This is a genomic window from Sphingomonas corticis (assembly GCF_012035195.1).
Classification (GTDB): domain Bacteria; phylum Pseudomonadota; class Alphaproteobacteria; order Sphingomonadales; family Sphingomonadaceae; genus Sphingomonas; species Sphingomonas corticis.
On the sequence record NZ_JAAVJH010000005.1, the window covers coordinates 327,724 to 346,253 of the forward strand.

At 69.5% G+C, this 18,530-nt stretch carries 19 protein-coding genes and 1 tRNA gene; 5 read left to right on the plus strand and 15 right to left on the minus strand.

What is annotated here, in order from left to right:
* Nucleotides 1-16: 16 nt before the first annotated feature.
* On the minus strand, nucleotides 17-937 hold the full coding sequence (cysK, locus tag HBH26_RS10595) for a cysteine synthase A (protein ID WP_168134557.1): 921 nt from the start codon (nucleotides 935-937) through the stop codon (nucleotides 17-19).
* Entirely contained in the window at nucleotides 934-2,217 is a 1,284-nt protein-coding gene (locus HBH26_RS10600; protein ID WP_168134558.1) for an MFS transporter, read from the minus strand. The genes cysK and HBH26_RS10600 overlap by 4 nt, the downstream gene beginning before the upstream one ends.
* Nucleotides 2,218-2,338: 121 nt before the next feature.
* On the opposite strand from HBH26_RS10600, the gene HBH26_RS10605 reads away from it, so the two are divergent.
* The 3 genes from HBH26_RS10605 (at nucleotide 2,339) to HBH26_RS10615 (ending at nucleotide 5,261) form a co-directional block, all read left to right on the plus strand.
* Nucleotides 2,339-2,650, plus strand: coding sequence for a hypothetical protein (locus tag HBH26_RS10605; RefSeq protein WP_168134559.1), 312 nt, complete (start codon nucleotides 2,339-2,341; stop codon nucleotides 2,648-2,650).
* A 120-nt stretch (nucleotides 2,651-2,770) separates the two neighbouring features.
* A complete protein-coding gene (pdhA, locus tag HBH26_RS10610; RefSeq protein WP_168134560.1) occupies nucleotides 2,771-3,826 on the plus strand; it encodes a pyruvate dehydrogenase (acetyl-transferring) E1 component subunit alpha in 1,056 nt (351 codons plus the stop codon).
* Between the two features lies 1 nt (nucleotide 3,827).
* Nucleotides 3,828-5,261 carry a pyruvate dehydrogenase complex E1 component subunit beta gene (locus HBH26_RS10615; RefSeq protein ID WP_168134561.1) on the plus strand — a complete coding sequence of 478 codons (1,434 nt, stop codon included), beginning with the start codon at nucleotides 3,828-3,830 and terminating at the stop codon, nucleotides 5,259-5,261.
* 19 nt (nucleotides 5,262-5,280) lie between these two features.
* Here the strand turns inward: HBH26_RS10615 and HBH26_RS10620 are convergent, their stop codons facing one another.
* The 3 genes from HBH26_RS10620 to HBH26_RS10630 are packed head-to-tail and all read right to left on the minus strand — an operon-like array spanning nucleotide 5,281 to nucleotide 8,548.
* Nucleotides 5,281-5,928 carry a TadE/TadG family type IV pilus assembly protein gene (locus tag HBH26_RS10620; RefSeq protein WP_168134562.1) on the minus strand — a complete coding sequence of 216 codons (648 nt, stop codon included), beginning with the start codon at nucleotides 5,926-5,928 and terminating at the stop codon, nucleotides 5,281-5,283.
* Nucleotides 5,925-6,533, minus strand: a complete 609-nt coding sequence (locus HBH26_RS10625) for a TadE/TadG family type IV pilus assembly protein (RefSeq protein ID WP_168134563.1) — start codon at nucleotides 6,531-6,533, stop codon at nucleotides 5,925-5,927. The genes HBH26_RS10620 and HBH26_RS10625 overlap by 4 nt, the downstream gene beginning before the upstream one ends.
* Complete coding sequence (locus HBH26_RS10630) at nucleotides 6,530-8,548, minus strand: pilus assembly protein (protein ID WP_168134564.1); 2,019 nt, start codon at nucleotides 8,546-8,548, stop codon at nucleotides 6,530-6,532. The genes HBH26_RS10625 and HBH26_RS10630 overlap by 4 nt, the downstream gene beginning before the upstream one ends.
* A 121-nt stretch (nucleotides 8,549-8,669) precedes the next feature.
* Here HBH26_RS10630 and HBH26_RS10635 point away from each other — a divergent pair, with 121 nt between their 5' ends.
* Nucleotides 8,670-9,320: a squalene/phytoene synthase family protein gene (locus HBH26_RS10635; protein WP_168134565.1), complete on the plus strand. Its 651-nt coding sequence runs from the start codon at nucleotides 8,670-8,672 to the stop codon at nucleotides 9,318-9,320.
* Here HBH26_RS10635 and HBH26_RS10640 read toward each other — a convergent pair.
* From HBH26_RS10640 to HBH26_RS10665, 6 genes are all read right to left on the minus strand, one after another.
* Nucleotides 9,317-9,760, minus strand: a complete 444-nt coding sequence (locus HBH26_RS10640; RefSeq protein ID WP_168134566.1) for an NfeD family protein — start codon at nucleotides 9,758-9,760, stop codon at nucleotides 9,317-9,319. The genes HBH26_RS10635 and HBH26_RS10640 overlap by 4 nt on opposite strands.
* Nucleotides 9,757-10,731, minus strand: a complete 975-nt coding sequence (locus HBH26_RS10645) for an SPFH domain-containing protein (protein ID WP_168134567.1) — start codon at nucleotides 10,729-10,731, stop codon at nucleotides 9,757-9,759. The genes HBH26_RS10640 and HBH26_RS10645 overlap by 4 nt, the downstream gene beginning before the upstream one ends.
* A gap of 80 nt (nucleotides 10,732-10,811) precedes the next feature.
* Nucleotides 10,812-11,486, minus strand: a complete 675-nt coding sequence (gene pyrF, locus HBH26_RS10650) for an orotidine-5'-phosphate decarboxylase (RefSeq protein WP_168134568.1) — start codon at nucleotides 11,484-11,486, stop codon at nucleotides 10,812-10,814.
* Complete coding sequence (locus HBH26_RS10655; protein WP_168134569.1) at nucleotides 11,486-11,857, minus strand: lipopolysaccharide assembly protein LapA domain-containing protein; 372 nt, start codon at nucleotides 11,855-11,857, stop codon at nucleotides 11,486-11,488. The genes pyrF and HBH26_RS10655 overlap by 1 nt, the downstream gene beginning before the upstream one ends.
* Nucleotides 11,858-11,906: 49 nt before the next feature.
* A complete protein-coding gene (locus HBH26_RS10660; protein ID WP_168134570.1) occupies nucleotides 11,907-14,255 on the minus strand; it encodes a patatin-like protein in 2,349 nt (782 codons plus the stop codon).
* Nucleotides 14,252-14,947, minus strand: coding sequence for an endonuclease/exonuclease/phosphatase family protein (locus HBH26_RS10665; protein WP_168134571.1), 696 nt, complete (start codon nucleotides 14,945-14,947; stop codon nucleotides 14,252-14,254). Before HBH26_RS10665 ends, HBH26_RS10660 begins: the two co-directional genes overlap by 4 nt.
* Nucleotides 14,948-15,119: 172 nt before the next feature.
* Here HBH26_RS10665 and HBH26_RS10670 point away from each other — a divergent pair, with 172 nt between their 5' ends.
* Complete coding sequence (locus HBH26_RS10670; RefSeq protein WP_168134572.1) at nucleotides 15,120-15,791, plus strand: energy transducer TonB; 672 nt, start codon at nucleotides 15,120-15,122, stop codon at nucleotides 15,789-15,791.
* Between the two features lie 13 nt (nucleotides 15,792-15,804).
* Here the strand turns inward: HBH26_RS10670 and HBH26_RS10675 are convergent.
* The 4 genes from HBH26_RS10675 to HBH26_RS10690 all read right to left on the minus strand — a co-directional run bounded on the left by HBH26_RS10675 (nucleotide 15,805) and on the right by HBH26_RS10690 (nucleotide 18,424).
* Nucleotides 15,805-15,880, minus strand: a tRNA-Thr gene (locus tag HBH26_RS10675).
* A 16-nt stretch (nucleotides 15,881-15,896) separates the two neighbouring features.
* A complete protein-coding gene (locus HBH26_RS10680) occupies nucleotides 15,897-16,772 on the minus strand; it encodes a hypothetical protein (protein WP_209308465.1) in 876 nt (291 codons plus the stop codon).
* The gene (locus tag HBH26_RS10685; RefSeq protein WP_338057325.1) at nucleotides 16,756-17,121 is read right to left on the minus strand and encodes an MmcQ/YjbR family DNA-binding protein; all 366 of its coding nucleotides are present in this window, start codon (nucleotides 17,119-17,121) and stop codon (nucleotides 16,756-16,758) included. Before HBH26_RS10685 ends, HBH26_RS10680 begins: the two co-directional genes overlap by 17 nt.
* The gene (locus tag HBH26_RS10690; RefSeq protein ID WP_168134573.1) at nucleotides 17,105-18,424 is read right to left on the minus strand and encodes a replication-associated recombination protein A; all 1,320 of its coding nucleotides are present in this window, start codon (nucleotides 18,422-18,424) and stop codon (nucleotides 17,105-17,107) included. Before HBH26_RS10690 ends, HBH26_RS10685 begins: the two co-directional genes overlap by 17 nt.
* Nucleotides 18,425-18,530: the final 106 nt, after the last annotated feature.

Sequence of the window (18,530 nt, forward strand, 5' to 3'; positions counted from 1 at the left end):
CGACGGGGGTTTCAGCTCAACTCTCCGGCAGGAAATCCGGTACGGAGAGATAGCGCTCCCCGGTATCGTAGTTGAAGCCGAGCACGCGCGCGTCGTCGGGCAGGTCCGGCAGCTTCTGCAGGATCGCCGCCAGCGTCGCGCCGGACGAGATGCCGACCAGCATTCCCTCCTCTCGCGCGGCGCGGCGCGCCATGTCCTTCGCCACCGCGGCGTCCACCTCGATCACGCCGTCCAGCGCCTGGGTATGCAGGTTCGCCGGGATGAAGCCCGCGCCGATGCCCTGGATCGGGTGCGGGCCGGGCTGCCCACCCGCGATCACCGGGGACGCCTGCGGCTCGACCGCGAAGACCTTCAGGTCGGGCCATTCCTTCTTCAGCGTCTCCGCCACGCCGGTGATGTGCCCGCCGGTGCCCACGCCGGTGATGATGACGTCGATCGGCGTGTCCCGGAAGTCGGCCAGGATCTCCTGCGCGGTGGTGCGGACGTGGACGTCGATGTTGGCGCCGTTCTCGAACTGCTGCGGCATCCAGGCGCCCGGCGTCTGTTCCACCAGCTCCAGCGCGCGCTCGATCGCGCCCTTCATCCCCCTCTCGCGCGGGGTGAGGTCGAACGAGGCGCCATAGGCGAGCATCAGCCGCCGCCGCTCCAGGCTCATGCTCTCCGGCATGACGAGGATCAGCTTGTAGCCCTTCACCGCCGCGACCATGGCGAGGCCGATGCCGGTGTTGCCGCTGGTCGGCTCCACGATCGTGCCGCCGGGTTCGAGATCGCCCGACGCCTCCGCCGCCTCGATCATCGCCAGCGCGATGCGGTCCTTGATCGACCCGCCGGGGTTCGACCGCTCGGACTTGATCCACACCTCGCTGCCGGGAAACAGCTTCTTCACGCGGACGTGGGGCGTATTGCCGATCGTCTGCAGGATGTTGTCGGCCTTCATGGCTGCGCTGCTCCATGCTGTTGCGGTAGGGTTTCGAGGATCTCGGGCGGGTCAAAGGTCCGCGCGCGCTTCAGTTCCGGAAACAGGCGCGACCACAGCAGCGTGACGGCGATCGCGCCGATTCCCCCGAAGACGACCGCGCCCACCGGGCCGAGCAGGCCCGCGAGGAAGCCGCTCTCCGCCTCGCCCAGTTCGTTGGAGGCGGAAATGGTCAGTTGCGACACCGCGCTCACCCGCCCACGCATCGCGTCGGGCGTGTGCAGCTGGATCAGCGAGGAGCGGACGTAGACGGAGACCATGTCCGCCCCTCCTGCCACTGCCAGCGCGACGAGGCTCAACCAGAAATTCTTGCTTACGCCGAACGTCAGGATGGCGAGGCCGAAGATCACCACCGCGGCCAGCATCTTCACGCCCACATCGGTGCGCAGCGGGCGGAAGGAGAACCATACCGCCGTCAGCGCCGCGCCGCTGCCGAAGGCGGCGGCGAGAAAACCCAACCCGCTGGCACCCACGTGAAGGATATCGCGCGCGTAGATCGGCAGCAGCGCGGTCGCCCCCGCCAGCAGCACCGCGAACAGGTCCAGCGTGATCGCGGCCAGCACCAGGCGGTTGCGGCGCACGTAGGAGAAGCCGTCCATGATCCGCTGGATCGGATGACGGTCCTTCTGCGCCGGCGGCTGCGGCACCGGGCCGATCAGGAACATCAGCGCCAGCGCCAGCGACAGCATGGCGGCAATGGTCGCATAGGCGATGTCGGGGTGGATGGCGTACAGGATGCCGCCCACGCTGGGCCCTGCGATCGTGCCGACCTGCCAGGCGATGGAGGACACGGCGATGGCCGTGGGCAGACTCTCCTTGGGGACCAGATTGGGCGCCAGCGCGGAATAGGCCGGGCCGGAGAAGGCGCGGACCACGCCGATCACCACCGCCGCGCCGAACAGGAAGGGGAGCGACAGGGCGCCCGCCCAGGTGAGCAGGCCCAGTGCGGCCGCGTTCACGACGAGCACCGCGGTGGTGCAGCGCACGATCCAGCGCCGGTCGACGCTGTCCGCCACCAGTCCGACCACCGGGGTCAGCAGGAACAGCGGCACGAACTGCGCGAGACCGATCAGCCCCAGCATCACCGCCGCCTGCTTCACGTCCATGCTCTGCCGCGCGAGGTCGTAGACCTGCCAGCCGATGATGATCGCCTGCGCGCTGACCGCGACGGTGCCCGACAGGCGCGAGGCCCAATAGGCGCGGAAGTTGGCGATGCGCAGGGGGTGAAGAGCGGCGGCCATGACGCCGGCTTTGGACGAGCGACGACGATGCCGCAACCGGACGACGCGATCATCGATAACGCGCGATTAACCCTCGCCAGCGTAACGAACGCGCAGGCGTGGCAACGACGAGGGGACCGGAATGTCGAGCGCGAACGATCACGAGGCGGAAGTCGTCAGCGCCGCGCGCCAGGAGGCGCAACGCATGATCGCCAGCGTCGAGACGGCGGGGGAGGACCGCACGGTGACGATGCGCGTCGACCAGTTCCGCCGGCTCGCGCACCTGCTGGGCGGCGTCGCCGCGGCGGCCGACCGCGACGGGCGGTTCGACGCGCCGATCGACGGCGTGCGCTTTTGGGTGCCGTTGCAGCATCTCGCGACCGAGCGCGCGCGCTTCGCGCAGATGCTGGCGTCTCGCCCTGCGATGAACGGTGCCGACCGCTTCGCCTTCTGACATTCCGTAGCGGCATCCCGGCCCCGCGCCGCACCGCCGCACCCGGTTGCGCGTCGCCGCGCGCCCGGCCTATAGGCTGCCTCCAGTTCCCTCCCCGGAAACGACGAGGCATCCCTACCCGTGGCCAAAGCCCCCGCAAGCAGCAGCAAGGCGCCCAGCGCGCCGCCCCCCGCCTCCAACCGCGAACGGCCGGACGAGCCGCGGCCCTACGAGGCCTCGAAGGAAGAGCTGCTTCAGTTCTATCACGACATGCTGCTAATCCGCCGCTTCGAGGAGAAAGCGGGGCAGCTGTACGGCCTGGGGCTGATCGGCGGCTTCTGCCATCTGTACATCGGGCAGGAGGCGGTCGCGGTCGGCCTGCAATCGGCGCTGACCGACAAGGATTCGGTCATCACCGGTTATCGCGACCACGGCCACATGCTGCTGTGCGGCATCCCGCCCAAGGACGTGATGGCGGAGCTGACCGGGCGTCAGGCCGGCATCTCCAAGGGCAAGGGCGGCTCGATGCACATGTTCAGCGTCGAGCATAAGTTCTACGGCGGCCACGGCATCGTCGGCGCGCAAGTGTCACTGGGCACCGGGCTCGGCTTCGCGCACAAGTATCGCGGCGACGGCGGCGTGGCGCTCGCTTATTTCGGCGACGGCGCGGCGAACCAGGGCCAGGTCTACGAGAGCTTCAACATGGCGGAGCTGTGGAAGCTGCCCGTCATCTTCGTGATCGAGAACAATCAGTACGCGATGGGCACCTCGGTGAACCGCGCCAGTTCCGAGGACCAGCTGTATCGCCGCGGCGAGAGCTTCCGCATCCCCGGCATCCAGGTCGACGGCATGGACGTGCTGGCGGCGCGCGGCGCGGCGGAGACGGCGCTCGAGTGGGTGCGCGCGGGCAAGGGGCCGATCATCCTGGAAATGAAGACCTATCGCTACCGCGGCCATTCCATGTCCGACCCCGCCAAGTACCGCAGCCGCGAGGAGGTGCAGGCGGTGCGCGACAAGTCCGACCCGATCGAGCACGTCAAGAAGCTGCTGGAGGAGCAGGGCGTGGCCGAGGCCGATCTGAAGAAGACCGAGCAGGACATCCGCAAGATCGTCGCCGAGGCGGCGGACTTCAGCGAGAGTACGCCCGAACCCGACCCCAAGGAGCTGTATACCGACGTGCTGGTGGAGACCTATTGAGATGGCGATCGACATCAAGATGCCGGCGCTGTCGCCCACGATGGAAGAGGGCACGCTCGCCAAGTGGCTGGTCAAGGAAGGCGACCAGGTGAAGTCCGGCGACATCATGGCCGAGATCGAGACCGACAAGGCGACGATGGAGTTCGAGGCGGTGGACGAAGGCACCGTCGCCAAGATCCTGGTGGCCGAGGGCACCGACGGCGTGAAGGTCGGCGAGGTCATCATGCAGCTGACGGCGGAAGGCGAGGACGCGGGCAGCGTCGACGCCCCCGCGCAGACCAAGGACGACACGGCCAAGCCGGACGCCAAGGCCGATGCGAAGAAGGACGACGGCGTCGAGGATTCCGCGCACCCGGCGCAGGAAAAGGTCGAGACCGGCGCGCGGCAGATGTTCGACGCGGCGAAGAACGACGCCCAGGTTCGCGATCCAGAGGTTCCGGAAGGCACCGAGATGGTGAAGCAGACCGTCCGCGAGGCGCTGCGCGACGCCATGGCGGAGGAGATGCGCGCCGACGACCGTGTCTTCGTGATGGGCGAGGAAGTCGCGCAATATCAGGGCGCGTACAAGGTGACGCAGGGCCTGCTCGACGAGTTCGGCGACAAGCGCGTCATCGACACGCCGATCACCGAATACGGCTTCGCCGGCGTCGGCACGGGCGCGGCGATGGGCGGGCTGCGCCCGATCGTCGAGTTCATGACCTTCAACTTCGCGATGCAGGCGATCGACCACATCGTGAACTCCGCGGCGAAGACGAACTACATGTCGGGCGGGCAGATGCGCTGCCCGATGGTCTTCCGCGGTCCCAATGGCGCGGCCAGCCGCGTCGGCGCGCAGCATTCGCAGAACTATGCGCCCTGGTACGCCAGCGTCCCGGGCCTGATCGTCATCGCGCCCTATGACGCGGCCGATGCCAAGGGACTGATGAAGGCAGCGATCCGCAGCGAGGATCCGGTCGTCTTCCTCGAGAACGAGCTGCTCTACGGCCGCTCGTTCGAGGTGCCAAAGCTGGACGACTGGGTCCTGCCGATCGGCAAGGCGCGGACGATGCGCGAGGGCAAGGACGTGACCATCGTCAGCTACTCGATCGGCGTCGGCCTGGCGCTGGAGGCGGCGGAGACGCTGGCGGGCGAGGGGATCGACGCGGAGGTGATCGACCTGCGCACGCTGCGCCCGCTCGACAAGGCGGCGGTGCTGACTTCGCTGGCGAAGACCAACCGCCTCGTCATCGTCGAGGAAGGCTGGCCGACCTGCTCGATCGCGTCGGAAATCGCCGCGCTGGTGATGGAAGAGGGCTTCGACGACCTCGACGCCCCGGTCCTGCGCGTCTGCAACGAGGACGTGCCGCTGCCCTACGCGGCCAATCTCGAGAAGCTGGCGCTCGTGTCCGCCGACAAGGTGGTGAGCGCGGTGAAGAAGGTGTGCTACCGCGCTTGAGCGGGTTTGCGCGTCGCGGTCAGCAGGTGGCGGCCGCGACGCGCTCGTTGTTGTAGACGCGGGTCAGGTCGCGGCGGTCGCGCACCGCCATCGACGCGATTTCGCGCAGGTCGAACACCGGGGTCCAGCTGGTCGAGATGATCGGCGCGTAGCGGTAGCGCACTTCGACGAACATCGTCGCATTGTCGTCCTGGGCCGTCGCCTGGCGCCCCGTGGGACCGATGCCGGTCAGGTTCTGGTCGCCCTGGCGGCCATAGCTCGACGCATAGGCGGTGCGGGTGCCGAAGCAGCGCTGCCATACGATCTTGTAGCGGCCGGCCGTGTTCGGATTGGCCTGCGGCTCCAGATCGGAGAGGATCACGCGCCCGTTCTTCAGCAGGTCGAGCTGCGTCGAGGCGAGCTGTGCGCCGGTGAACAGGTCGTTGATGTCCGCCTCGCTGATCTGCTTGGCCGCCAGCGGCGATCCCGCGCCGATGCGCGCCGCATTGTCGGCGATCTGCAACGCCAGCTGACTGACACGCAGCTTGACCGTGATGAAGTTGGTCAGCTCCACCGCGCCCAGCATGAACAGCAGGAACAGCGGAAAGACGAGCGCGAACTCGATCATGGCGATGCCGCCGCGGTCCCGCGCCAGCCTGCGCGCGCTGCGTCGCGTGAGGGCGATCATGCGCAATTCCCCACGGTGGTGCTGGGCCCGGCCTGATCCGAATAGGGCTGGTTCTGCAGCACGGTGCGCGCCATCATCGTGACGTTGGGCGACACGTTGATGAAGTTGGCGATCGGGAAGAGCCGGCGATAGGTGACGACCGCGGTGTACAGCGTCTTGTCCTTCGCCCCGCCTTGATCCTTCCGGCTGCCGTCCGAATCCCACGATCCGTTGGCATTGGCATCGACGAACGGTTCGTTGGCGTCGCAGCGGCCATTGCCGTTGGTGTCGGTCCACTCCTCCGGCCGCGCGCGCGCGGCATCGCCGAAGGTGCGGTAGGAGCGGCGGGTGAGATCAATCTTCGCGCCCGGCCCGGTCAGCATGATGATCGCCGAGCGCACGTGCTTGTCGAGCCGCGCCTGCTGCTGCTCCGACGCCGTCTCCAGCGCGGAATCGCGTCCCGCCTTCTGCATCACGCCTTGCAGCGACGCCTGCAGATAGAGGCCCTGTCCCAGGTCGAACGCGCCGACCAGCGCGAGGCACAGCACCGGCGCCACCAGCGCGAACTCCACCGCGGCGACGCCGCGCCGGTGGCTGGCAACGGCGTGGATCGGCAGCCGCCTCACTGCGTGATCCTCAACTGCGAGATCTGGTCGGCGATCTGCCGGAACGTGTTCTGCAGATCCGCCGAATTGCGCGCGGCGAAGAAGCGGCCCTGCGTGGCGCAACTCGTCATCAGCCCTTCGATGGAGCGATTGTTCTGCCCGAACCAGATGACCCACAGCGTGATATTCTCGTTGCGAATGCGCTTGCAGAGCGCCTGGGTGCGCAGATTGACCTGCTGCGTCAGCGCACTGTCGGAGGGTGCGACGCTCGGATCCGTCTGGCGCCGGTCGAGCGGGCTGAACCCGTAAGCCTGATAATTGTTGTCGTCGGCAAATGCCTCGCCATCCGTCATGAAGATCAGGTGCCGCTGGATCTCTCCGCCGCGTGGTGTGAATTCGTTCTCCGAGCGGAAGATGCCCGTAGGCCACATCAGGCGAGCACCCCATATCAGACCGATATCATGGTACGTATTGCCGGTAGGCACGAGAGAATCGACGTAGTTGTCAAAGAGGCCTGGATCGTCCATCACCTCGAGCTTTCGCGCGGCTGCGGGACAAGTTACGGTCACGCGGCCGCTCTGGTTTGAGCCCCACAAGTGATTGAAGGTGCGCACCTCGTCGCGCGTAAGTTGACCATCCGCGTTTCTGCGCGCAAAAATGGCGCTGGGGAGCAGGGGTGCCCACTGCGTCGTCTCGTCGCCCGTCGGCGAGCTCTCGACGTCAAGATCGAGAGCACCCGCGGGAATGGGATCGTAGTTCATCGCGCGGACGGTCTGGCGCTCCTCGATGCAACCGTTCCAAGGAACGTTGACCCAAGACCCGGACACTCCAATGGGCAACGACACCTGCGCCATGTTGGGCGAGTTCTTGAGGGCGGCAATATTGTGCCGCACGGGGCGGTAAACCCAGATCGGGAAGGCAACGGCATTCTCGTCGGTGCGATTGGCGCGGCGGTGCCAAGCGTTTCGCGTAGCCGACCGCTCGCGATACCGCAGCGTGCAGACCCGCGTCGATGACGTGTAGGTCGTCGAGTATAGCCGGTGCGTTACCGGCGTTAGTGCGCGCCAGTTCGTCCCATCATAAGAGTTTTCAATGGGCCATCCACGGGCGGCTAGCGTCGGCGTATAGTTGTCGGTCGCGACACCGAAAGCGCCGACGTTGCAATCGGCGTCTCTGTTCGTCAGCATCGTCCGATCGGTCGTGAATCCGCCGTAGGCGCCCGTGTTGGTGACGCTGGTGTCCGAAAAGCCGTTGAACACGCCGAACGTCGAGTCATCTTCGACCTCGCGCGACTGATAGGTCCAATTATCCGCCAAGAAGTTCTGTGGCAGCAAGCGGCCCACGTTCACATTGCTGCTATACGGCACGAAGCCGAAGCGGACCTGCACCTGGTCGCTGAGGCCGCCCGATGGTGGTCCGCCGACACAATTCTCATCCGTGTCCAGCTTCTGCACGATCTCGTAGAAGCACTTCACGGCCGAGCGGAGCGCCTGGATCTTCGTCTGCGTGTCGCTGGACACGGCGCGATCGCTCATCGACCCGGTCACGTCGAGCACGAACATGACGTCGGTGTTCGGCAGCCGCATCTCCGCCTCGCAGGTGACGGCGATCGTCTCCTCGGTGAAGCCCATGATGCGGGTCAGCGTCATCGGCACCTTGGCCGACGCCTTGCCCGTGACCTTGCCCGCCTGTTCCGTGAACGTGCGCTGCGTGTCGCGGCTGCCATAAGCGTCGTTCTCGAAATTGGCGGTGAAGAACCGCTCGGCGGTGGTGCGCGGGCGATAGCTGGACTGCGACCACTGCCCTCCGCCCATCGACTTGCGCCCGGCGAGCGCCCCGGCGTCGCAGGCGTGCTGCATGCGCGTCTTCACCAGGTACATGCGGGTGAGGTCGAGGCCGCCGCCCAGCATCCCGGCGAGCGGGACCAGCGCGACCGCCATGATGGCGAGCGTATTGGCCCTGCGATCGCGCAGGAGGCGTGCGAAGAAGCCTTCGCGACGGTCGGTTCGGCGGTTGCGGTGGCGTGTCAGGCGCATGGATCACTCTCTTCCATCGCCCCGCATCGCACGGGCATGACCAACGCCGGTTCAACGGACGTGGTAAATGAGGCGTTAGCGCGCTTGCGCCCCACGGACAGCGTCCCCATCGCAGGATGCCATGACGCCACGCCCGCTCACCCCGCCCGCCACGGTCTTCGCCTGGAGCGCGACCGCCTTCGGCGCGGCGCCCGCGGCGCTGTTCGCGCTCGACGCGGCGCTGGCGGACGTCGTGCGCAGCACGCGGACGCCGATGGTGGGACAGATGCGGCTCACCTGGTGGCACGATGCGCTGCACGCGCTGGATGCCGCCGCCGCGCCGGCGCAGCCGGTCCTGCGCGCGCTGGCGGCGCACGTGGTGCCGCGGGTGCCGGGCGCGGTGCTCGCGCGGATGATCGAGGGGTGGGACGTGCTGATCGAGGAGGAGCGGCTCGATGCGGCGGCGCTCGAGCGGTTCGCGGAAGGACGGGGTGCGCGCCTCTTCGCCGCGCTCGCGACGGTGTTGCAGGCGGCCGACGACCCGGCGATCGGCGCCGCTGGGCGCGGCTGGGCGCTGGCCGACCTCGCCAGCCACGTCGAGGCCGGTGCCGACGCGATCGCGGCGGAAGCGCGCCGTTCGCTTGCCGAAGCGGAGATCATGCGATGGCGTGGCGCGGCGCGGCCGATCGGCGCGCTCGCCCGCGACGCGGCGCTCGCGCTGGCGGGCAAGGGGGAGTCCGGCGGGCCGCGCCGCGCGGCGGGGGTGCTGCGCCGCGTGGTGACCGGGCGCTAGAGCGGCTCGACCACCAGCACGCCGCCGTCGACCGCCGCCACGCGCATCCGCGTGCCCGCCACGGCGTCCGGCCCGCGTGCCGGCCAGGTGCCGTCGCCCAGCACCACGCGGCCGCGGCCGTCCGCCAGCTCCTGTTCGACCGTCACCACCTGGCCGACGATCCGTGCCCCGCGATCGTTGAGCAGCGCGTCACCGCTCGCCACCGGGAAGTCGCGATACCATCGGCGGCCGACCAGCACCGCCACCACGCTCCACGCCGCGAACGAGGCCAGCTGCACCGCCGCAGGTATTTCGCCCAGCGCCAGCACCGTCGCCCCGGTGATCGCCGCGGCGACCGCGAGGAAGACGAGGAAGACGCCGGGTACCAGCAACTCGGCGATGGCGAGCGCCAGTGCGGCGGCCAGCCACCACGCGCCCGGTCCGCCGATCCAGTCGGTCATTGCGGGGGCAGCTCGAACGGTCCGCGCTTCGTGGGCGCGGCAGGCTGCGCGGCAGGCTCCGCGGCCGGCTTGAACGCCTCCTTCGCCAGCTCGCCGATCCCTCCCAGCGTGCCGATCAGGTTGGTCGCCTCGACCGGGAACAGGATGGTCTTCGCGTTGGGGCTGGTGGCGAACTTGCCGACCGCCTCGACGTATTTCTGCGCGACGAAATAGTTGATCGCCTGCGTGCCCCCGCCCGCGATCGCGTCGCTGACGACCGCGGTCGCCTTGGCCTCCGCCTCCGCCGCGCGCTCGCGCGCCTCCGCGTCGCGATAGGCGGATTCGCGGCGACCCTCCGCTTCGAGGATGCGGGCCTGCTTCTGCCCCTCCGCGCGCAGGATCTCCGACGCGCGGGTGCCCTCCGCCTCAAGGATGTTGGCGCGCTTCTCGCGCTCCGCCTTCATCTGCCGGCCCATGGCGGACACGATATCCGCGGGCGGGCGGATGTCCTTGATCTCGACGCGGGTGATCTTGACGCCCCACGGAACGGTAGCGTGATCGACGACGGACAAGAGGCGCGCGTTGATCTCGTCGCGCTTCGACAGCGTCTCGTCCAGGTCCATCGCGCCCATAACCGTGCGCAGGTTGGTGGTCGTCAGCTGCAGCAGCGCGACGTAGAGGTCGCTCACCTCGTACGCCGCCTTGGGCGCGTCCAGCACCTGGAAGAAGACGACGCCGTCGGTGGAGACGATGGCATTGTCCTTGGTGATGATCTCCTGCCCGGGGATGTCGATCACCTGCTCCATCATGTTCACCTTGCGGCCGACGCGATAGAAGAAGGCGGGGTAGAAGTTGAACCCGGGCGATGCGGTGGTGGTGTACCGGCCGAAATGCTCGATCGTGTACTGATAGCCCTGGCGCACGATCTTGATGCTGCTCATCAGGTAGAACAGCACCAGAGCCAGCAGCAATATGGCAATCCCGATCGACATGTCGTCCACCCTCCCGTCACGCTACGATAGCGGGCGGCGGGAGCGACTCCTAGGTCGAACGCCGGCGAAAAATGCGTACCCTACAACGTGCCGGCGATGGCGCGGGCGGCGCCGTCCGGATCCTCCGCCTGGGTGATCGGACGCCCGACGACCAGAATGGAGGCGCCGTCGTCCAGCGCCTGTCGCGGCGTTACCACGCGCTTCTGGTCGCCCGCATCCCCGTTCGCCGGACGAACGCCGGGGACGACGAAGAAGCCCTTGGGCCAGGCGGCGTGCGCGGCCTTCACCTCCGCGCCCGAGCAGACGATCCCGTCCAGCCCCGCGACCCGCGCCAGTTCGGCGAGGCGCAGGACGTGGTCGTGCGCGCTGCCGGCGACACCGGTGGCGACGAGATCGCTCTCGTCCAGGCTGGTCAGCATCGTGACCGCGACGACCTTCGTCGACGGGTGCGCCGCCGCCTTCGCATCCTCCAGCATGGCGCGGCCGCCGGCGGCGTGGACCGTCAGCACCGCGGGGGCGAGCGGAGCGAGCGACTGTACCGCCTTGGCCACCGTGTTCGGGATGTCGTGGAGCTTCAGGTCGAGGAAGACCGGAAGCTCCAGTTCCTCGATCGCGCGTACGCCGGCGGGCCCGTTGGCGCAGAAGAATTCCAGCCCCAGCTTCACACCGCCGACGTGGTGCCGCACGCGTGCGGCGACGTGGCGCGCGCGGTCGAGGTCCGGCGTGTCGAGCGCGACGAAGATGCGGTTCGACATCACGCCACTCCCGGCGGTACGGCGGTGGGAACCGTCGCCGGAGCGGGAACAGGCGTCGGAGGGGAGGCGGGCGGCGGGACGACCTCCGGCTCCGTCGCCGGGTCGACGCGCGGAGCATATAGCGCGCGCTCGGTCTCCAGCGCCCGCTCCGCCGCGGTCAGCCGCTGCCGGAGCCGCCAGCGCACCCAATGCTGGTAGGCGAGCGTCGGCACGAAACCGAGCAGGAAGGTGACGAGCAGCAGCAGCGGCAGGTTCACCTCCGCCACCAACCCGCCGAACAGCTGGAGCGATACGGTGGTCCAGTTGCCGAACGTGAAGACTGCGGCGACGAACGCCAGCAGGCACCAGAACAGGATCTTCAGGAACTGCATTGCGCGAAAGCTACGGGAGGATGCGGCGGATTGCCAGCCCGTACGTCGTTCACCCGATCTCGCGCCGCAGCGACCCGATCAGCTCGCCCGCGGTGGAAAGGCGCGGTGCCTCCTCGTCGAGGACGGCGAGGAACGCCTGCCGCTTCACCGCGGCTACACGGCCCGGCTTCAGCCGCGCGTCGGCGGGAAGGGTGGAGACGAGGATGTCGATCATCCGCTCCGCCCCGTGCAGCCGCCCCCACAGATAGTCGTTCTCGCGGTAGGCGCGGCTGAAGAAGGCGCCGAAGGCGTTGAACTGGATCCCCTTCAACGTCGCCTCCGCGCCCCCCTCGCGGATGCCGCGGGCGTCGTCGGGCGAGATGCGGTCGACCTTGATCGGGTCGTACTCATCGACGCCCTCGCCTTGCAGCAGCGGCAGGGCGACCACGTCGAAATAGGGGAAGCCCAGATAGTTGAGCAGCATCGGTCGCCGCACCTCGCGCGGCAGACCCGCGAGCGCGGCGGCGATCCGCTCGTCCGTGGCGGCGTCCAGCGCGGTGAGGTCCAGCCCCGCCGCCAGCCGGTCGAGCGCCGCGCCGGCATCGTCGCGCAGGTTCCGCACCGACTCTTGCAACGCGGCGTGATGGCCCGCCTCCTTGCGCGCGACATAGTCGGTCAGCGAGGCGAAGATCGCCTCGCGCAGCGGTCCCAGCGCCTCGTCGTCCTCGCCGCCCTCCACTTCGCCGACCCGGCGCGCCAGCATCCGCAGGCGGCGGACGCGAAAATTGAGGTCGTAGGTGCGCAGAAAGTCGATCATCGCGTCGCTGGCACCGCCGGCATGGATCGCCTCCGCCACCACGCCGCGCGCCGCCAGCGCGGTTTCGACCAGCGCGCGGGTGCGGCTCCACCGATCGCCCCCCGTCTCGCCGCCGGCAGCGTGGAGCAGCCCGGTGACGAAATCGACCACCCCCGACGCCTTCAGATTGCCGTAGCCGGCATAGGCGTAGCCGGAGCGGTCCGCCGCCGCCTGCTGCGCGCGGCGCCGCCATGCCACGAGGCGCGCGGGGGTGGGGCGGTCCAAGAACAGCGTGCGGCCGAACAGCGCCTCGATCTCGCCCTCCACCTGCGGGCGGATCGCATCCATGATCGCACGCATCCGCTCGATCCGGCGGGTCCGTTCGGCGATCGCTTCCAGGTTGTCGCGGATCGGCTGGTGCCGGGGCAGCTCGCTCAGCGCGCCGAGGATCGTCTGGAAAAAACCGGGGACGCCGGCGGGGCTGCCGCCGCCATCGTCGGTACTGCCGCCGGTCAGGCCCAGCTTGAACCCGGGGGAGGGGTCGACATAGACGAAGCGGCGGTCGACCTGTCGCCGCGCCGGCCGCTCGCGCAGGGCGTCGATGGCGGGGCGGAAGGGGCGGTTTGCCAGCACCGACCCGTCGATCAGGACCGCCTTCTCCGCCGCGCCGGCGGCATGGTGGCGCGGCAGGACGCGGCGAAGGAACGCGTCGCGGCCGTTCCAGTCCTGCTCTCTCGCCTGCAACGCGGCGTCCAGCTCGCCCACGGTGAAGGGCGGGAAGGCACCGGGAAAGCTGGAGGTCGCGCGCGCCGCAAAGGCGAGCTCGGCGGCGTCGGCCAGCGTCTCGCACGGGTCGCCATGATCGCTGAAGGTGACGACCAGGCGGTGCTCGGTCTCCAGCACCTCGGGCGGGGAGTGGAGCCGCAGCCGCTCGGGATGGCCGCTGAAGTCGGTGACGGTGACGAACAGGTCGAGCGGCTGGCCGGGGGGCAGCAGTCGCGGCCCGCGCGGCGCGGCGGCCATCGCGTCCAGCGCCTCCAGCAGCCGCGCGGTGAAGCCGCCGCCGCTGAACGGCGGCTCGAACCAGCGCGACCGGACGAAGTGCGACAGCTTGGCGCGCACCTCCTCGCGCGTCGTCTCCTCCAGCTCGTCCAGCTTGTCCGCGCTGCGCCCCGCCGCCATCCAGGCGAGCGGCAGCGCCCATACCTTGGAGAAGCGGGAGGAGGGGGCGGCGTCACGGTCGATCAGCTGCTCGACGTCGGCATGGTCCAGCCACAGGTCGGTCAGCGGGTCCAGGCTGTGCCCGGCCGCGATCGCCTGCGCCAGGAAAATGCCGTTGATGCCTCCCGCGCTCGCGCCCGCCACGATGTCCGGCATGACGCGCAGGCGCAGTCCGGCCTCGTCCGCGATCCCGTCCAGCAGCGCGGCATAGACCGCCGCGGTGCCCCCCGGGCCGGTGCCGTCCGTCAGCGGCTCGCCCGCCTGCACCGCGCGGCTGGCGCGGGCGACGTGCCACACCTCCTTGGTGATGCCGTGCATGTAGACCGCGAGGCTGATCCCGCCGTAGCAGACCAGCGCCAGCCGCAGCTCCTTCTCCCGCGCGCGGCCGCCCCCATCACTCATGCGGTGAGTTCCGCCCATATCGGCAGATGGTCCGACGCGACGCGCGAGGCGGGGGAGACGTGGACGCCGCACCGGTCGATCGCGAATTCGTGCGACACCATGATCCGGTCCAGCCGCGCGATCGGGCGGCGGGCGTGGAACGAGGGGCCCGTCTCCGCGAAGCGATAGTCGGCGCCGAAGTCGCGCAGGCACCCCGCGGCACGCGACCATTCGTTGAGGTCGCCCATCATCACCGTGGGATAGCGGTGCGTGCTGGCGGCGACATGCGCCAGGATCGCGTGCGCCTGCTTGCGCCGCCACAGGCCGGAGAGGTCGAGGTGCATGCCGACCACGCGCACCACCTGCCCGCCGATCCCCACGTCCACCATCACCGCGCCGCGCGGTTCCAGCGCGGGCAGGTGCACCGCCTCGCAGCCGAGGACCTCCGCCGAGCGGCGCACCAGCACCGCATTGCCGTGCCATCCCATGCTGGCGGCGCGCACGCCGAAATGCACCGCCTTCCAGTCGCCGTGCTCGTCCAGCAGGTGCGGCGCCAGCACCGCCGCGCGCTGCCCGAAGCGGCGATCCGCCTCCTGCAGCGCGACGATGTCGGCATCCACCTCGCGCAGCACCTGCAACACCCGCTCGGGATTGCGGCGGCGATCGGTGCCGATCGCCTTGCGCATGTTGTAGCTCGCGACCTTGACCTTCATGCGTGACGGATCTTCATGCTCGTGGCGTAACGATAGCGGATCGGCCGGGTTGCACCAGTGGCGGGCCGCTTGACCGTTGCCGCGAAGAAGCGCAGCTTTCCGTAACGGAAGCTTGTCGTCAGACGAGCATGACGCCCGGTCACGGCACCTTCCGCCAGCGAAGGGACATGCCATGGCATATGCAGACCAGGTTCGCGGTTCCCGCCGTGTCTCCATCATCGCCGGCGTGGCCGCGGTGCATGGCGCGATCGGCTATCTGTTCGTCAGCGGAATGGCGGTGGAGATCGCGACGAAGTTCGTGCCCACGCTGCTGACGACGAACGTGCCGATCGACGTCCCTCCGCCGCCCCCGCCGGAACCGGCGCCGCCCGCGTCGAAGTCGATCCCGGCGCCGCGGAGCGCGACGATGCCGGCGCCGCGGATCGAGGCGCCGGCGTCCAGTTGGACCGTGGCCGTCGATCCCGGCCTCGTGACGCTGCCCGGCGTGGATGCCGTGACCCTTGCGGTCGAACCCACCGCGGAGCCGACGCCGTCGCGGCCGAGCCTCGCCGCTGGTCCCAGCGTGCGCGGCAATCGCATCGCGTGGTTCAGCACCGACGACTACCCCGCCGCCGCGCTGCGTGCCGGGGACGAGGGGACGGTCGCGGTCACGCTGGCGATCGCGCCCGACGGGCGGGTAGCGGATTGCGCCGTCACGCAGCCGAGCGGTTCGGCCACGCTCGACCAGACCACCTGCCGGCTGTACCGCGCGCGCGGCCGATTCACCCCCGCCCGGGACGAGGCCGGCAATCCGATCGCGGCGACCTATCGCGACCGCGTGCGCTGGCAGCTTCCGCCGCAGTGAGGAGAGGGGGGCGTGGTGCCGGTTGCAGGGATCGAACCCGCGACCTTCGGTTTACAAAACCGCTGCTCTACCAGCTGAGCTAAACCGGCGTCCCGCCCCCATGCGTCAGCCGATGCCGAAGGTCCAGCCTTCGGTGGCGGCGACGTGGGGCGTCATGCCGGCTGGCCGCCACAGCGCAGCGTCGTGCGCGACGGTGCGCAGCCACGCCGCCGTCAGCAGCGCATCGCACTGATGATCGGTGACGGGATCGGCGATCCCGGCGGGCGGGCTGCCGATGGCGGCCAGCGCGGCGTCCAGTTCGGCCACGGTCCGCATCTTCGCGCGCCCCTTGCGCCGTCCAGCCGCCAGCGCGGCGATGGTGGTGTAGATCTCGACGATCACCGATCCTGTCGCGGGGACGCGATCGAACGGCCAGATCGCGATCGTGCCCGACAGGCGATGGAGCACGCGCATCCCGGTCAGGCTCGACTTGCCGACCTGCGCCGCGCCGACGAGGTTCAGGTTGGAATAGGGATTCAGCCCCGCCGCCGCCTGCGCCCGCTCCGTCACGCGCAGGCGTCCGCGACCGGGTTCGAACAGATCGCCCACCCGGCCGCCGTGCCGCCGGAAGTGCCGCGCCGCCTGCTCGTGCGCGACGAAGCCGGTGGCGGCGAGGTGCGGATCGGCCGCGCTCCACCGCTCCACCAGCCGCCACAGCGCCCGGGCGTCCGCCGGGCTCTCCGTCCACCCGGGGAAATAGGCGCCGCGATCGACGAACGGCAGCGCGGCGCCGAGGTCCAGCCCGACCAGCGTGTCCGGCGGCAAGGCATCGCATAGCCACCCGCCCACGTCCGCGCGCGACCAGACGTGTCCGGGCCTCACCAGCGCGGGCGCGCCTTCCCTCCCGCATATCGCCACGGCGATGCCGGGCTGGCGCTCGCCCACGGCACCGGACCAGTCAATTGCGGAAAAATGCCGGAAGCGGTCAGGGGCGATCGCCATAGTCCCTGCGCTGCGCCACCTTTGCCCGGTCCCACCACGCCCGCGCGAGCAGCAGCGCGATCCGCTCGCGCGCGGGCGTGCCGTAGCGCACGAGGACGGCGGGCCAGCCGCGATAGTGGTCGGTCTCATGGAAGGTGACGGGATCGGTGGCCATCAGCACCTCCTTGTCCGCCACCGCCACGTGGAGGACGAAGCTGCCCGCGTCGGGCGCGGTGGCGGCGGCGATCATGCGGCCATTCATCTTCACCGCGGGCTTGCCGTAGCTGGTGCCTTCCTCGACGCCGGGCAGCGCGGCGGCGAGCGCCACCACCTCGGCCCAGCCGTGCAGGCGGTCAGGCGTCGCGCTCACGCCGCCGCTCCTCCCACCACGCCATCCGCTCGGCGATCCGCTTCTCCGTGCCGCGCCCGGTGGGCTCGTAGAAAGTCTGCGGCGGCAGGTCGTCGGGCCAGTAGTTCGCGCCGGAGAAGCCGCCCTCGGCGTCGTGATCGTACTCGTATCCCGCGCCGTAACCGATCTGCCTCATCAGCTTCGTCGGCGCGTTCAGGATGTTGGCGGGCGGCATCAGCGATCCCGTTTCCCGCGCCGTGCGCCACGCCTTCTTCTGCGCCGTATAGGCGGCGTTCGATTTCGGCGCGGTGGCGAGATAGAGGCACGCCTGCGCGATCGCGAGTTCGCCCTCCGGCGAGCCGAGGAAGTCGTACGCCTCCTTCGCCGCCAGGCATTGCGCCAGCGCCTGCGGATCGGCGAGCCCGACGTCTTCCACCGCCGCGCGGGTCAGCCGCCGCAGCAGGTAGAGCGGCTCCTCCCCCGCGGTCAGCATCCGCGCGAGATAGTAGAGCGCGGCCTGCGGATCGGAACCGCGGATCGACTTGTGCAGCGCGCTGATGAGATTGTAATGCCCCTCCCGGTCCTTGTCGTAGACGGCGACGCGGCGTTGCAGAAAGGACGATAGTTCCGCAGGTTGCAGCGGATCGGTGAGGTCGACGGAGAACAAGGTCTCGACCTGGTTGAGCAGGAATCTCCCGTCGCCGTCCGCGCTCGCGACCAGCGCGTCGCGCGCCTCGAGAGAGAGGGGCAGGGGGCGCTCCTCCATCGCCTCTGCCCGCGCGATCAGCTGCTCCAGCGCGGCACGATCGAGCCGGTGAAGGATCAGCACCTGCGCGCGGCTGAGCAGCGCGGCGTTCAGCTCGAAGCTGGGGTTCTCCGTCGTCGCGCCGACCAGCGTCACGGTGCCGTCCTCGACATAGGGCAGGAAGCCGTCCTGCTGCGCGCGATTGAAGCGGTGGATCTCGTCGACGAACAGCAGCGTGCGCTTGCCCAGGCGGGCGTGGTCGCGGGCCTCGGCGAACGCCTTCTTGAGGTCCGCCACGCCGGAGAACACCGCGGAAATGGCGGCGAAGCGCAGCCCCACCGCATCGGCCAGCAGCCGCGCGATCGTGGTCTTGCCCGTCCCCGGCGGCCCCCACAAAATCATCGACGAGAGCCGCCCGGCCGCCACCATCCGCCCGATCGCCCCGTCCGCGCCGGTCAGATGCTCCTGACCCACCACCTCCTTCAATCGCTGCGGACGCAACCGGTCGGCGAGCGGCGCCTGCTCGGGCAGCGGGGCGGGGGCGGGCGCGGGGTCCATGCCCGCGAACAGGTCGGCCATGCGCGAGGAGATAGGCGCGCGCGGGCGCGCCGTCATCCTTTTGTCGGTGGCCCGGCTTGACGAAGCTGTATCGCGATATATCTTGATAGCATCACGTCACACAGGA

What these genes read in the sequence shown, in the direction of transcription:
- cysK (WP_168134557.1), bottom strand. Translation starts at nt 937, where the DNA reads ATGAAGGCCGACAACATCCTGCAGACGATCGGCAATACGCCCCACGTC.
- HBH26_RS10600 (WP_168134558.1), bottom strand. Translation starts at nt 2,217, where the DNA reads ATGGCCGCCGCTCTTCACCCCCTGCGCATCGCCAACTTCCGCGCCTAT.
- HBH26_RS10605 (WP_168134559.1), top strand. Translation starts at nt 2,339, where the DNA reads ATGTCGAGCGCGAACGATCACGAGGCGGAAGTCGTCAGCGCCGCGCGC.
- HBH26_RS10615 (WP_168134561.1), top strand. Translation starts at nt 3,828, where the DNA reads ATGGCGATCGACATCAAGATGCCGGCGCTGTCGCCCACGATGGAAGAG.
- HBH26_RS10620 (WP_168134562.1), bottom strand. Translation starts at nt 5,928, where the DNA reads ATGATCGCCCTCACGCGACGCAGCGCGCGCAGGCTGGCGCGGGACCGC.
- HBH26_RS10630 (WP_168134564.1), bottom strand. Translation starts at nt 8,548, where the DNA reads ATGCGCCTGACACGCCACCGCAACCGCCGAACCGACCGTCGCGAAGGC.
- HBH26_RS10635 (WP_168134565.1), top strand. Translation starts at nt 8,670, where the DNA reads ATGACGCCACGCCCGCTCACCCCGCCCGCCACGGTCTTCGCCTGGAGC.
- HBH26_RS10640 (WP_168134566.1), bottom strand. Translation starts at nt 9,760, where the DNA reads ATGACCGACTGGATCGGCGGACCGGGCGCGTGGTGGCTGGCCGCCGCA.
- HBH26_RS10645 (WP_168134567.1), bottom strand. Translation starts at nt 10,731, where the DNA reads ATGTCGATCGGGATTGCCATATTGCTGCTGGCTCTGGTGCTGTTCTAC.
- pyrF (WP_168134568.1), bottom strand. Translation starts at nt 11,486, where the DNA reads ATGTCGAACCGCATCTTCGTCGCGCTCGACACGCCGGACCTCGACCGC.
- HBH26_RS10655 (WP_168134569.1), bottom strand. Translation starts at nt 11,857, where the DNA reads ATGCAGTTCCTGAAGATCCTGTTCTGGTGCCTGCTGGCGTTCGTCGCC.
- HBH26_RS10660 (WP_168134570.1), bottom strand. Translation starts at nt 14,255, where the DNA reads ATGAGTGATGGGGGCGGCCGCGCGCGGGAGAAGGAGCTGCGGCTGGCG.
- HBH26_RS10665 (WP_168134571.1), bottom strand. Translation starts at nt 14,947, where the DNA reads ATGAAGGTCAAGGTCGCGAGCTACAACATGCGCAAGGCGATCGGCACC.
- HBH26_RS10670 (WP_168134572.1), top strand. Translation starts at nt 15,120, where the DNA reads ATGGCATATGCAGACCAGGTTCGCGGTTCCCGCCGTGTCTCCATCATC.
- HBH26_RS10680 (WP_209308465.1), bottom strand. Translation starts at nt 16,772, where the DNA reads ATGGCGATCGCCCCTGACCGCTTCCGGCATTTTTCCGCAATTGACTGG.
- HBH26_RS10690 (WP_168134573.1), bottom strand. Translation starts at nt 18,424, where the DNA reads ATGGCCGACCTGTTCGCGGGCATGGACCCCGCGCCCGCCCCCGCCCCG.